Source organism: Thermodesulfovibrionales bacterium, assembly GCA_035686305.1.
GTDB lineage: Bacteria > Nitrospirota > Thermodesulfovibrionia > Thermodesulfovibrionales > UBA9159 > DASRZP01.
The window spans coordinates 20,292-33,778 of the sequence record DASRZP010000002.1 but is presented as its reverse complement, the minus strand read 5'-3'; the positions used below and the strand labels follow the sequence as shown (position 1 = coordinate 33,778).

At 50.7% G+C, this 13,487-nt stretch carries 12 protein-coding genes; all 12 read right to left on the bottom strand.

Annotated elements, in window-relative coordinates; genetic code table 11:
* Positions 1-153: 153 nt before the first annotated feature.
* The 12 genes from VFG09_00165 to VFG09_00110 all read right to left on the bottom strand — a co-directional run bounded on the left by VFG09_00165 (position 154) and on the right by VFG09_00110 (position 13,484).
* Positions 154-2,145 carry a tetratricopeptide repeat protein gene (locus VFG09_00165; GenBank protein ID HET6513553.1) on the bottom strand — a complete coding sequence of 664 codons (1,992 nt, stop codon included), beginning with the start codon at positions 2,143-2,145 and terminating at the stop codon, positions 154-156.
* A gap of 98 nt (positions 2,146-2,243) precedes the next feature.
* A complete protein-coding gene (locus VFG09_00160; protein HET6513552.1) occupies positions 2,244-3,887 on the bottom strand; it encodes an MraY family glycosyltransferase in 1,644 nt (547 codons plus the stop codon).
* Positions 3,888-3,892: 5 nt separating this feature from the next.
* Positions 3,893-5,494 (bottom strand): VPLPA-CTERM-specific exosortase XrtD, encoded by a 1,602-nt coding sequence (xrtD, locus tag VFG09_00155; protein HET6513551.1) that lies wholly within the window; start codon positions 5,492-5,494, stop codon positions 3,893-3,895.
* Between the two features lie 32 nt (positions 5,495-5,526).
* Positions 5,527-6,267 carry a glycosyltransferase family 2 protein gene (locus tag VFG09_00150; protein ID HET6513550.1) on the bottom strand — a complete coding sequence of 247 codons (741 nt, stop codon included), beginning with the start codon at positions 6,265-6,267 and terminating at the stop codon, positions 5,527-5,529.
* Positions 6,260-7,102 carry a glycosyltransferase family 2 protein gene (locus VFG09_00145; protein ID HET6513549.1) on the bottom strand — a complete coding sequence of 281 codons (843 nt, stop codon included), beginning with the start codon at positions 7,100-7,102 and terminating at the stop codon, positions 6,260-6,262. The genes VFG09_00150 and VFG09_00145 overlap by 8 nt, the downstream gene beginning before the upstream one ends.
* On the bottom strand, positions 7,099-7,662 hold the full coding sequence (locus VFG09_00140) for a hypothetical protein (GenBank protein ID HET6513548.1): 564 nt from the start codon (positions 7,660-7,662) through the stop codon (positions 7,099-7,101). Before VFG09_00140 ends, VFG09_00145 begins: the two co-directional genes overlap by 4 nt.
* 174 nt (positions 7,663-7,836) lie before the next feature.
* Positions 7,837-8,088, bottom strand: a complete 252-nt coding sequence (locus VFG09_00135) for a polysaccharide biosynthesis protein (protein HET6513547.1) — start codon at positions 8,086-8,088, stop codon at positions 7,837-7,839.
* Positions 8,089-8,131: 43 nt separating this feature from the next.
* A complete protein-coding gene (locus tag VFG09_00130) occupies positions 8,132-8,896 on the bottom strand; it encodes a class I SAM-dependent methyltransferase (protein ID HET6513546.1) in 765 nt (254 codons plus the stop codon).
* 53 nt (positions 8,897-8,949) lie between these two features.
* Entirely contained in the window at positions 8,950-9,750 is an 801-nt protein-coding gene (locus tag VFG09_00125) for a hypothetical protein (protein HET6513545.1), read from the bottom strand.
* 268 nt (positions 9,751-10,018) lie between these two features.
* Positions 10,019-11,203: a glycosyltransferase gene (locus VFG09_00120; GenBank protein HET6513544.1), complete on the bottom strand. Its 1,185-nt coding sequence runs from the start codon at positions 11,201-11,203 to the stop codon at positions 10,019-10,021.
* Positions 11,204-11,224: 21 nt separating this feature from the next.
* Positions 11,225-11,971, bottom strand: a complete 747-nt coding sequence (locus VFG09_00115; protein HET6513543.1) for a glycosyltransferase — start codon at positions 11,969-11,971, stop codon at positions 11,225-11,227.
* A gap of 316 nt (positions 11,972-12,287) precedes the next feature.
* Positions 12,288-13,484: a glycosyltransferase family 4 protein gene (locus VFG09_00110; protein ID HET6513542.1), complete on the bottom strand. Its 1,197-nt coding sequence runs from the start codon at positions 13,482-13,484 to the stop codon at positions 12,288-12,290.
* Positions 13,485-13,487: the final 3 nt, after the last annotated feature.

Genomic DNA, 13,487 nt, shown 5'->3' with positions numbered 1-13,487 from the left:
TTACACTTCTGTTAAGATTGTGTTTCAGGCAGGGTCGAATCGGCAGTTCGCCTGGAGTGCTTCAGTGGCAGAAAGCCTGAATCAAGATCAAACGATCATCCCTCGATCCAGGCTTTCCGATGCTAAGGACTTCTCAACTCATTTTCAGATGTGCTAACGGATCCCTGCCATGGTCTTCTCAGCCTCCTCCTTGCCGGGGAAATCGGTCTTTGAAGCGAGTGCAATCTTCAGATATTCCTTCGCCTTCGAGGCGTCGCCGGCGCGGCTATATGCCATACCCAGATGATAATTGATCGAGGGGTTCCCAGGGGCCTTCTCCTGCGCCTTAGCGAGTAGGGCAACGGCCTGATTCAGATCACCCTTCCGGTAGTTGATCCAGCCGACGGTATCCATGACAGCGGGATTGTCAGGATTCAGAGATTTCGCCTTCTCTGCGAGGAGAAGAGCCCGGTCGAGGTCTTTCCTTCCTCCGCCGTATTCAGTCAAGAGGTACGCGAGATCATTCGCAGGCGACCACAGCTCCGGATGGGTGCGCACGACATTCTCAAGTTCTGCGATTGCCTTGTCCCATTTTCTTTGTGCCATGTAACAGGCGCTCAGTTTGACATAGCCCAGGGGATGGTTGGGCGCCAGCCTCTCTATAGCAGCGTATTCGGTCTCTGCCTTTCTGAAATCCCCTGCCCTCATCATGAGGTCCCCCAGGTCGGCCCTGACTTCAAGGTCTTTGGGATTGGCAGCAAGAAGCCCGCGATATTGGGCTTCGGCATTCTTGAAATCTTTCTGGACCCCGTAGAGGCGGGCCATTGCGCGGATCACATCCCTTGAACCGGGCGCGATCTTCAATGCATCCCGGAGGGTGTCGAAGGCAAGATTCATCTCCTTATTCACGGCATGAGCTTCGGCAAGACTGATGTATCCCGGAATGAATTGCGGGTTGTCGCTGATCACGGTCCGGAACGATGAAACTGCCTGCACCCCTTCCAGCTTTCTGAGATGGATGGTACCCTTCAGGTAATTTGCATCGAGGTTCTTCGGGCTTTCCTTGAGCACCTCATCGAGATATTTTGTTGCTTTGTCGATTGCCTGCCGGGCAAAATAGATTTGGGCAAGAGAATTCTTCGCATAGAGGACCTGGGGATTCGCCGAATCCTTCTCCAGCTTCAGACATTCCTGAAGTGCAGCGATGGCTTGATCAGGGCGGTTGGTACTCACATACAGCGCGCTCAGGGCAAAGCGAATCCGGAAGCTTTTCTCGTTCACGCGGATTCCTTCTTTTAACTGCTGTTCGGCTTCGGCCGGTCTGTTCCTCGTATTATAGAAGTCTGCCGTCTGGACCCATCGTTCCTCCTTTTTCGGATCGGCCGATACGAATGATTTCAGCACGTCCACAGCCTGCTGTTCTTTGCCTGCATTCCAGTAAATCCCTGCGAGCGTAAGATGATGCCGGGATGCCTCAGGCTCCAGTTTGACGAGCTTCTGCATAACGCCCGCTGCCTCATCGGTCCTCTTCGTTTTCAGGTAAAGGTCTGCAAGGGCCAGGTGGAGAGGCACCGCCTTTTCATTGAGCTTTATACCCTCGAGCAGTCTCTTTTCGACACCCTCCGTATCTCCCTTCTGCGCGTAAAGAGAGCTCAGGAGCAGATAGCCCTCCGGTTTTCGGATATCCCGTCCCACAACGGATTCCAGGAATCGACGGGCCTCGTCATTACGCTTCTTCTTCACCAAGACAGCCCCTTTGAGAATAAGGGCATCCTCGTCTTTCGGTTCGCCCTTCAGGACGAGTTCAACCTTATCCATCGCCTCGCCTGTCTTCCCTGCACCTAACAGAAACCAGCCGAGTTGTATCTGGGCGCCGGCGTGCTGCGGCGAGAGTTCTACGACTTTGGAAAAACTCCCGTACGCGGCCCTGGGGTCTCCTGATTTCAGTGCGACGAGCCCGAGCATGTAGTAAGCGTCAGCATACTTGGGATCGATCTGGACGGCATTCTTAAACTCCAGTCCGGCTTTCACATAATCCCCTCTTTCATACAACGCCTTGCCCTTGCTGTAAAACTTGGCCTTCTTTTCCTCCGGCCCGCCGCAGCCCGACAAAAGCGCGACAGCAGTCAGCATCATCGCCACTCCGAGCATCATTCTACGCTTCATGAACATGAGATCTCCTCCTTATTTTGCTTGCTGTGGAGGGGCGTCTCCTGAAGACCGGCTAGGCACACAGGCCTACCCCTCCAAGACATCGTTCTTTGCTATAATCCCGCTCCGCCCCTTATAGCGAGGAGTGTCAGGGCCAGCAGGGTCGAAGCTGTTAAGGCATCGAGTCTTCCCCGACGCTCGGTAATCAGGACTTCATAACTGAATAACAGCACGATGATCTCTACCGCGAGAAGTCCCAGGTGGTAGTTCTGGATCGACTGGTCAGGCAGATTGGGCACGACAACGGCGATGAAGATAACGAGAAAGTCCATGGTCGTCATCCTGAATGCCTTCGTATTATTCGCGTATTTCACCGAGAGAAGAACGAAGAGCGCCGTCAGACCGAAGGAGAGATGATACAGGGTGAACATTATTTCGCCGTGCCAGGCCCCTCTGCCTTCCCGAATGAGGTAGAGGACAAGGGGGACAGTCAGATAGACCACAAACCTCAGGCAGAAACCCATCTGCCCCTTCCAAAGGAGCCGAACCGCTACGATGAGCAAAGAGAAGCACACGGCGATGAAAGAGACATATCCGGGGATATTTGCAGGAAGAAGGCAGGACAAGAGAAGGAGCACCGGAACGATTATACTCGAGAGGGCGAATGATATCCTGGTAATCCAGTTGTCATCCCTGATTCTTCGCAATCTCCCCCTGATCATCTGACCGATCACCGGATGCCATGAGAAGCGATACCCTTTCCTGCCGGCAACGGCAAAGGCGCTTATGACGACTGCGGAAAAAACGGCATACGAGATAACAAGCGCCCAATCCGAGTAATACTTGAAGAGGATGGCTGAAACGATCATCGCCGCCTGGACAAGATAGATCGCGAAGACCGCCTCGGTATGTGAAAGTCCGAGGCCCATGAGCCGGTGATGAAAGTGGTTCTTGTCCGGAGAGAAGGGAGACCTGCCCTCTCTTATCCGTTCCGCCATAACGGTCAGCGTATCGAGGATGGGAAAGCCGAGGATGATCAGCGGCAAGACGGGGCTGAAGGGCGTGTCGCCCTGGGTAACCTTCATTGCAAGCACCACCGACGCAAACCCGAGGAGCTGGCTTCCTGTATCGCCCATGAAGATATTCGCAGGATAGGTGTTATAGCGGAGGAATCCGAAAATCGCGCCTGCCAGTGCCAATGACAGAAGGATAACAACGGTATTCCCCTGAATATGGGCAAGATATCCTATACAGCACAGTACGAGAAGGGAAATGCCGCCTGCCAGACCGTCCAGGCCATCGGCCATGTTGACGGCATTTGTGACACCAACAATCGCGACGAGAGTGAAGGGGAAAGAAAACCACCCAGGCAATTGCATTCCGCCAGGCAGGAGGCTTCCCATGGAGTCTATCCTGACGCCTCCGAAGACCACGATGATCACTGCCGCGAGGATCTGTCCGGCAAATTTTGTCTTGTATCCAAGTCCTTTCATATCATCAACGAAACCGAACAGCACAAGCGTACCCGTCGATGCCATGAAGGCCCTCACAAATTGATCCGACGGCATCCAGATGATGATCGGAAGAAAGGCTCCGGCAGCCATCGCCAGACCTCCGATCCTCGGCACAGGTCGCACGTGTACCTTTCGCGGGTTGGGGAAATCAACCATTTGATACCTGGTTGCCAGCTTCACCGTGATCGGCATCAGGCTGACGGTGATGAACACCGACATCAGCAGGGTCGTTGCGTATATCATGAGGCTTACCGCAGGTCCTTACCGGGGATGAACCCTTCCAGGACCGGCACGATCTTTCTCGTGAAAGACTGCAGACGCTCTTCGGCATCCTTCATCCCCTCTGAATCGTATACCGGCGTTATCACGCGTACCAATGCGCCGTCTGTCCTCTGCTTCGTCAACGCGTCCCAGAATGTGAACAGTTTGAGCTCGTAGAGCTTTGTGAGCGTGCGGCCCCGCTGAGGGAACCAGTAGTACGTGAGTTCCCTCATTCCTGCCTTTTCCATATAAGCCCTGCTCACCGGCAGTGAAGACCCGCCATCATTGAGGGGAACGGTTACTGCACCGGCGTCCTTGAAATCCCAACCGCTTCCCGGGAGACAGGATTCCGGCGAATGAATTGACTCGCCCTTTCGCTGGTCCTGGTAGTAGGCAACGTAGAAGTTCACCGTCTTACCTTGCGGATTTCTGTAATTCGCGATGATATAATCACTAAAGTTCAAGGCATTTCGAAACTGCGATTCCATCTGTTCGCTGGTCCCCTTCCATTCCCCGACCTCCATGGGAAACTCGTTGAAGGGTTTACTGACCGGCACCTTTTGACGGAACTCTACACCGTGGGAGAATCCGAAAGTCAGCAAAAGCATCGCCATGCTGACGATGAATTGAGGGAGGAGGAGTCTCTTCACCGTTGATGCCTCTTTGTCCTGGTTTTCGGGGGTGACGGACTCCACCGCCCCTGCATCCGCGCGTACATGCACCAGTGCATCTCCACTTCCGGCATCCCTCGGGGGCAGTCTCTTCAAGACCCACATCCCGGCAAGGAAGACAGGAAAGGCTGCCATGAAGACGAGCCATCCGGAAAAGCCATGGAAGAAACCTTCTGCTGCGGCCGGGCCGACAATACTGTATAACATGCCGGTAAAGGCGATTCTGAAACTGTTCATGAAGATCGAAAGCGGCAGGGACAAAAGGAACAGCGCCGTTTTCTTCCAGATATGGCCCTTAAACCAGTATGCAATGAGGAGGCCGATGAGCATCATAGGCACAATATACCGGAGACCGCTGCAGGCGTCGACGACCTGAAGCCGGGTGAACCCGAGGTCGATGATGTTGCCCTCGCGATATACGGGCATTCCTGCTGCCTGGAGCATCCAGGCGCCCAACTGGGACGAAACCATCTTTGCCCATAGGGTAACGCGCGTGTAGACAAACGTCGGCAGGGGGAACATCGCAAGCATCACCACGAACGGGAATGCAATGCTCTTCATCTTGTCCCGGCCTATATGGAGCCACACAATCCCGATGATGACAAACCAGAGCGACACATAGAGCGTAGTGTACTCCCCCCCCAGTTCACCCAGCCAGAAAAGAAAGATACCGATGCAGAGGAGCGCGAGCCCCTGCCAGGAAGGAGAGGAGGGGAGCCTGCCGAGCTCCGCCCGCTTTTCCCATATCAGGTAGAGCACAATGAAAGGAATAAACCAGCAGTATGAGTACTCCTCTCCCGACCATTGAGAATACAGTTCCTTTAGAGCCGTATAATAGACGAGAAACAGCACGACAGCATAACATGTCGCCTTCATCCAACCCGCAGGGCTGATCGAGATTCCTTCGAATGCTTTCATTACTGTGTTCCTTCCCAACTATCTCTTTCTCTTCACAAAAACTGAATAACCTTAGATAACGGCTTAAGATATGTTGTCCAGGGATAAGGTCGTAATCCGTTGACCTCCCATGCGAGGCGGTCCATTCGATTCGCCATTAGCCGGTTCTTCAGTGATACGTTGCTCACTCCACCTGCGCGCATCCTGACAAGGACCTCCGGTATATAAGAAGTGGTGATCCTGCATTTGACCAAGAGGCGAAGCATCAACTCATAATCAGCGGCAGAGCCGAGGGTTAGTCTAAAGGCACCGTATTTCTCGTAAACGGACCGCCGGACAAAAAAGGTCGGATGAGGAGGCATCCATCCCCAGTGAAACCTTCGGTCATGATAATAACCGGACTTCCACTTTCTCACAATTCTCGCTGTGTCAGCCGGGTCAAAATAGACAAGATCGCCATAACAGGAGTCAATGCCGACCTGCGACAATACCTGAGCGACCTTCTCAAGTGTATCCAGGCCGGCGTAGAAGTCGTCCGAATTCAATATGCCGATGACATCTCCAGTGGCCAGTTTAATTCCCTTATTCATGGCATCATAGATGCCGCTATCGGGTTCTGAAACTATCGTTGCGACATGGGGATATGATTTGACAATGTCTAATGTGCTGTCAGTCGAGCCGCCGTCAATAATCAGATGCTCGACTTCGATACTTTGATCATGGATGGAAGCAAGACAGTCACCGATAGTCGCCTCGCTATTCAAAGTTGCAGTTATTATAGATATTTTATGCAACGGCTGACTCTTTTATTAAGTACCTGTATTTTCGTGTAATTTCCATTTCATAGCGGGCCATAAAAAGACACATATCAAGTCCTGCATTTCCGTCAAGAAAGCCCCGCTTCATTATATACATATAAAAGAACCTGAACAGCCACCGGCCGGGCAAATAGGGCCAGATCCTTTCCTTTATTGCCCTGCGCCTTTCAAGTGTATTACCAAGGAAAGACGGCCTCAGACCTCCGGTTGATTGCCCCAAAACAGTCTTCACCATCTCCCGCGCTTCGAGCTCCGCATATTTCAGATGTTTCTGCCATAAATAATCTCGACCCCGCCGATCTTCATGACGCATCTCGTTTTCAAGGTATCCGACGGGACCATCGACCACCATGTGTTCATGAACATCGCGATCCTCGTACCTTGCCCTGCCATGCCTTATAAACCGGAGGTTCCAGGACGGGTAGTAACCGCAATGGCGAATTCTCTTTCCTCCCCAGACAAAATATCGGTTCACATGATATCCGGCGTTCTTCGTGGAAACCTTTCCCGAAGCTATGGCGATCAACTCATGACGCAATAACGGTGTTATTGCTTCATCAGCATCCAAGATAAACACCCATTCGGCCTTGATCGGCAGATTGCACAACCCCCAATTCTTCTGGCGGGCGAATCCTTCCCATTCATGGTGTTCGAAAATAGCGCCGGATCTTTCGGCAATCTGTCTTGTCCTGTCGCTGGAACCCGCATCGAGGACGAAGACCTGGTCTGCAAACGAACAGCTTTCGAGGGCGTAGGGGAGGTTTTTTTCCTCATTGAGCGTCTGAATCAAGAAGTCTATGTTCGTATTCATGGCTGACTCTTTAGGACGCGTTTCTTTATCGCCTTCGCAGGATTTCGGGCAACGATGTCCCAGGAAACACCATCTCTTACAACCACTGCCCGTGCGGCAACTATGGCCCCTTCGCCCACAGTGACTCCCGGACCGAGAAAACTGTCGGCACAGATCCAGGCCTGATCCGCAACATTGATCGGGGGCTTCAGGAGTGGCAGGTCTGGGCATGTATAATCATGCGTGCCGGCGCAAAGATGCGCTCTGTGCGAAATGGTCGCTCTTGAACCGATCGTAATCGTTCCCAAATTATAGATATATGCATGCTCTCCGATGCTTGACCAGTCACCTATGACCAGGTTCCAGGGCATATAGATGGTGGCCGTTTTGTATTTATGGACATGTCTCCCAAACTCAGCACCGAACAAACGCAACAAGAAATTGCGCCAGCCGAAGGAAATTCTAGGACTGAAGCGAAACAATGGAGTAACCATTCCCCAGGCAACCCTAAGCAGCATTTCCTTATTTGAATAGTTCGACGCCCTGCGGTTGTCTACTATATCGACTTTTTCCGCAGTCACAGGAGACCTTTTCACGCTAAGATCGGATGTTTGATAACTTCGGCCGATGCGACGGCATCAAGCACACCATACTGGAGAAAGGGATATCCGGGTATGTGGAACTGGCAATCTCAAACGTTCCTTCTCACATCCAACGCCTACAACGTCGGTCCCAGCACATTGGTCTTCACCGCCTCAAGGGGGATAAAACTCGCATGACGGGACCTGCTTGAGTGCGGCCGCGCTGAAGACATAGTCGACTCCGGTCATGGCGTTCTTAGTACTACCATAATCACGAACGTCGCCGATGTAGAATTTCACTTTGTCGTTCTTCAGCTTGATCCTGAGGTCTTCCTGCTTCTTTTCGTCCCTGCTGAATATCCTGATTTCCCGTATCTCCGAGTTGAGAAAACGGCGCAGCACGGCATTGCCGAATGTGCCGGTCACTGTCAATGTTTTGGCTCAACGCTCAACGGTTGACAAACAGTCTTCAGGGCTTCGTGCACTGCGCTAACCAAAATCTGGCAAGCGACGGCCAGCGCGGTGCAGATCGCTGAACTTGAAGACCGTATCCGATCTGATAGATGGATCTAATGAACTTGTAAGCGCCCCATTGTCGCAATAGATAACATGAAGCTTTGAGCGTCACCTGAAGCGGCCAAAACGGTAATGGGTGGGGGATGTACGCTTGACCATAACAATTGTCTACACGAAAGTATTGGGACAGCACACCAATAAACTCCTTTTTACTATACTCACGCAGGTGAAAGGGATGGTTAGGGCGTCCGCGAAGATAATAGAGCGTGCTAAAGTGGCGATCAGGGGTGGAAACAAATAAGGCTCCCTCGGGCCGTAGTACACGGTAAAGGGTTCGCAGGTAAGCACCTACATTGGGCAAGTGTTCAATAGTCTCAAATGAAACTACAAGATCAAAAGTATCATCGTCCACTGTTTCTAAGTATTCGGCATTATCGACCAAGAAATGAAGATTGTTTGCTGCGTAATTAGCCTTGGCATAAGCTACGGCAAGATCGGAAATATCAAAGCCGCTGACTCGCTGCGCCCCTGATTTTGCCAACAGGGCAGATCCATATCCTGATCCGCATGCAATATCACCCACCACCTTGCCGACGACCAGCGGCGCAATGAATTTGTAACGTTCCATATGCTCAATTTCGACGATCTCTTGCGCATGGCCTAGTGTCATCCGTTCGCAACTTTCGAGCTTATTGTGAGAATCATTGTTATTTTTCATAACCCTTCTGATTTAAGAACAAATGATTGTAGCGTAATCGAACCGGACGGCAACTAAATCCGAAGGAACGGACATATTTTGCGGCAAAGGCCACGTACTGTTTGTTTAGTGATTTCCTTCGTACTGGAATAGTTCTTGCTTCCATGGCCGGCGATCCCTCTATATTTGGGCTCCACCGGGAAACGGCAAATAACTGTATTGCCTCTTTCAAGAGGCTTAATTGCCCGATAGTAATTCTCCTCCATCGAAAATTGCCCGGCAATATGGTATTCTGAAAGCATTGACAGGTTAATCTGAAAAAATTCTTTTGTAAATACAATAAATCTGGTATCACAATAACGTCCAGGATAAGGCAAGTGGAGCCACTCATAAAGCGGATGGTCGCGAAAGTCACACAACAATTCTATCGGCCCTCTTATTCTTTGAAGAATTTGCGAAATATTAGAAAGAAAGATTCTACCTGTCATTTTTGCAACATATCTGGTTTTGAGTGCCAGAGCCGATAATTCCAATGCACTCCCAATGAGATGATGTTCCCCCCAGCCTTTGCCGAATTCTCTCGGGTAATCATTCATGTCCAGAGAAACAAATTCAAGTTCCTTGCCGTAGGGATTCACTTCACTGACCTTCCTTATCTCATCTAGCGGCCATCCCGAATTCTCAACAAATACTATTCTGGATACCTTCTGATGATTTGTAATATAGTAATTCAATGCAGCCTTGTAGTCGGAAATACGGCGCTTAACGTCGAGGATAGCATCCGGCATGCCTTTTGGGTTGATGCAGGCGGACAGCAGCAATAGCGTGTCTTTTATTATTGGGTCGTTTGGGTGCAAATCTGGTTTTTCCGTCATATGTGAGCAGTGTCAAGTCCTACTTAATCAGCTCTCTGACTGACTAGGAATGGATGCGACGCGCATGCATTCCACAAATTCCGCGTTTGCGGGAAATCTGTGCCTGAACTCTTGCAGAGAAAGCCAGATCAGTCCCTCAGCCATCGAGAAAAGCATACGGTTCGTCCGTTCCTAACCCATCTGCATCGACTTTTCAAACCTTCTCTCCATCGAGAGACAGATCGTCAAGCCCCCAGTTGAGCTACACTATGTAGTTCCTCAACCACGTTTACGGTTTCATTATGAAATCGGGCTTCGGTCCGTCGCCCAAGACCCAGGCGTACACGTTTGCCATGTCCCTTCCGATCTTAGTCCATGAATACCGATCGGCAACCAGTTTGCGACCACGTTTACCCATTTCGCAGCGCTCCTCATCTGTTAAAGCAATCGCTGACCGCAATGCTTCGGCCAGGGGCTCAACGCCTATCCGTATCCACCAACCGCAATTATGCGTTTGAAGTTCCTGCCAGGGAGCTCCGGTAGTAGTTATAACGGGTACTCCGCAAGCAAGGGCTTCAGCAACCACAATGCCGAAGTTTTCAGAAAATGTTGGCAGGACAAAAATATCCGCTCTAAAGAACCAATCCCACTTTACTATATCGTCGACCGAACCGATCAACTCGAAACTGTCCTGCACCCCCGCCGCATTGATAGCCTTCACTACCTCTGCTTTATGGCCGCGTTCATCGGGGCCGGCGACTACAATCTTCCATCCAGGACCCTTAACCTGCCGCCAGGCGCTGACGAGATTAAGCAAACCTTTCTTAGGATGAATCCGTGATAGAAAAAGGATTGTCTTCTTCCCATCAGCCGACCTAGTCTTCTCTCGACAGAGCGGCATTGTAATCCCGTTGGGGATTATTGCTACAGGCTTACGTAACCCGAGCTCCAGAATATTTTCTGCCTCCTGTTGCGATGTTGCATGAAAGAGGTCAACGCAGGCAAGATCGTCCCGCTGGTAAAGAAGCCACGCAAGTTTCTTCTTAAATGCCTTATGATTGATTGCCCACGGCTCAAGCATCCCGCGCGGGCTTACGACCAGAGGGATTCCGGTCCTTTTTGCTACCCCGATCGCCGCATGGTTATTTAACAGCCAAATCCCCTGATCGTGGATAACCGCCCTCCCGGCATGTTCTCTCACCCAGCAGGACAAGTCCTTTCGCATTCGTCGGACGGCCCTAAATATGCCGAGTTGGGATCCATTAAATGAATAATAATATATTGAATATTTGCCATTACCCACGGCCCGCGCGTCACTGGTACGCAGGCAAGTCAACAGGCGGACGTCAATCCCGTCCATTGAGCCCAAGTGATGCGCAAGACTCGGCACAGACCGTGATGGTCCTCCGGATGCCGCGTCAATCCCCGCTATGGTGATAAATATATCCATCCTTCCCTTTCTCAAATTAACCATCTTACAACCAGAGTTGATACCTTACTGGACCGCCATTTTTTCCGAGAGAAGCCAATCGGCGATTACCCTCGCCCTTGCGTCATAACTGTAGGCAGGCACGCACCTGTTGTATGCCCGTTCGACCATCTCTCTTCTGATATCATCACGGACGAGATAGTACTCGATTTTTTCGAACAACTCCTCGATATTTTTGAACACATCGATCTCGACTCCCGGCACAAAGAGCTGCCGGACTTCCTCATTGTCCACATGGAGCATAAAACCCTTGCAAGCGGGTATTTCGAATGTTCTGGTAGACACACGGTCATACCATCCCGAGCTATCGGTAATGCCCATATGGATTCCAAGATTTATTTTTGCGGAATGGATAGCCGCCGCATAGTCCCTACCGTAAACGGGACCACCAGTTACAGATTCTCCAAGAATTGTACTGCAATGAGCATTTTGCCAGCGGTTGCCGAATATTTTTATTCTCAGCCTTGGAAATCGCCGCTTGACTGAAAAGAGCCATGATTCCTTCTCCAGCGAGTGGTTTCCGATATAAAGGATATCCGTATTAAAAAGGGGGGCTGACAGATCGGGAGGCGCGTGCACACCGGTCATATATCCATGATGCAGGAACTGGACCTTATCCGGACCGAGTCTGTCTTTTAGGTAATCGACGTGGAAAGACTTTGTCGTAAAAATCCTGTCGTAGCCGCACAGGATTGATTCATCAAACCCTGGATATGACATCCGGCAGTCGGGGAAATAATTCACCGCAGGCACACAATCTTCAGCTATAACTTTCAGTGTTGCCGGACTAATGAAACTGCCTTTCACGGTGAGAAACAAATGAGGCCTTGAGGCTATTACGGTCGAAATAATATCATTGTTATATCGACGCACAATGAACGGCCGTAGAGCCCGTCTTACAATTCGTTCAATTTTAGACTCCTGCCCGGAAGATCGACTCAACGCCACTTCGCGCACGCTCCATCCCAGGGATCTAAATCCGTTCGCCAACCCCAACGCCGTGGAGTTATAACGAAAATCTCCGGCAATGACGATAGATGTCTTCTCTTTCGACCCTGCATTCATTGCATCATCGCATCACTGAATAAACCGCATTCATAAATCCTCTGACGCTTGCGGAGATGTTCAATTCCTTGGCGATCTTCAGAGACTCATCTTTCATACGATCATAAAGTTCCTTATCGCTGGCCAAGCGCTCGATAGCGTAAGCCACTGCACGGGTGTCTCCACAGGAGCACACGATAGCGTTCTTGCCGGGACGAGCGACATCCGTTGCGCCGATGGTTCCGACCTTGTCGCTTAAGATAAGAGGAAGGCCTGATAATATCGCCTCTGAGTTGCAGAGCGGGTGCGCGTCGACATCTGAAACATGTGCGAGAACGTCCGCCATAACGTAATAATCGGGTAATTCATCGATATTGACGAACCCGGCAAACCTGCAATTTTCACGTGCTCCCTCGCACTGTTTCTCTAATAAATCCCGGATAACCCCGTCTCCAACAAAAACAGCGTAAACCGCTTTCCCATTATTTCTTGTACCCTTCAGCAATCTCAAAGCCTCAATCACATCTCCGGGACGCTTGTATTCAACCAATTTGCCGACAACTAATACGACGAAAGCAGAAGCAGGTATCCCAAGCTTCGTTCTCATTTCTTTGCGAATCGAGTCTCTGTTTTCCCTTGACTTCTGAATGGCGTCCTCATCGAACGTAAAAGGGGTCCGAAACATTCGCCGTGCAGAAACGCCATAATTCCTGAAATACGCTTCATTATTTTCTCCGACGGTCAAGAAGCCGGAGAAAAGGGAAAAGAACGGCCGCAAGACAAGTTGCTTCAGGAAACGCTTCAAAGGCTTGCGCATTCTGAGCAACTCACTGTCCGACCAGATAAGGACGGGCACTCCGTGCAGTCTGCACCAGAACAGAGCCCTAAGAAGTGTTATCTGCGCATATCCGTGCAACTTCACGATATGGGGCGAGAACTCTTTAAGCACACGAGAAATGCTTGGATTATTGACCGATTGAAAGCCCGTTCCATTAATTCTCGAGGCTTCTGGGAGAAAAACATGTTTATATCCGGAAAGCAGGTCTGAGTGCCAGGTGATCTCAACTCCCATGCCTTTATCAAAATATTTCCGGACGCCTATGTCCGAGCAATAAATAACTAACAGATCAAGGAACGGCTGTTTGGCCAAAGCACGGTATAAGTGGATGAAATGCTGGATAGGATGGGAAACTACAATTGCTACACGTATCTTTTCAGTCACAAT

Bases quoted from the DNA above. Each gene is read 5' to 3' on its own strand.
- VFG09_00160 (HET6513552.1), bottom strand. From the start codon at position 3,887: ATGATATACGCAACGACCCTGCTGATGTCGGTGTTCATCACCGTCAGC.
- VFG09_00125 (HET6513545.1), bottom strand. From the start codon at position 9,750: ATGACGGAAAAACCAGATTTGCACCCAAACGACCCAATAATAAAAGAC.
- VFG09_00130 (HET6513546.1), bottom strand. From the start codon at position 8,896: ATGAAAAATAACAATGATTCTCACAATAAGCTCGAAAGTTGCGAACGG.
- VFG09_00145 (HET6513549.1), bottom strand. From the start codon at position 7,102: ATGAATACGAACATAGACTTCTTGATTCAGACGCTCAATGAGGAAAAA.
- VFG09_00120 (HET6513544.1), bottom strand. From the start codon at position 11,203: ATGGTTAATTTGAGAAAGGGAAGGATGGATATATTTATCACCATAGCG.
- VFG09_00165 (HET6513553.1), bottom strand. From the start codon at position 2,145: ATGAAGCGTAGAATGATGCTCGGAGTGGCGATGATGCTGACTGCTGTC.
- xrtD (HET6513551.1), bottom strand. From the start codon at position 5,494: ATGAAAGCATTCGAAGGAATCTCGATCAGCCCTGCGGGTTGGATGAAG.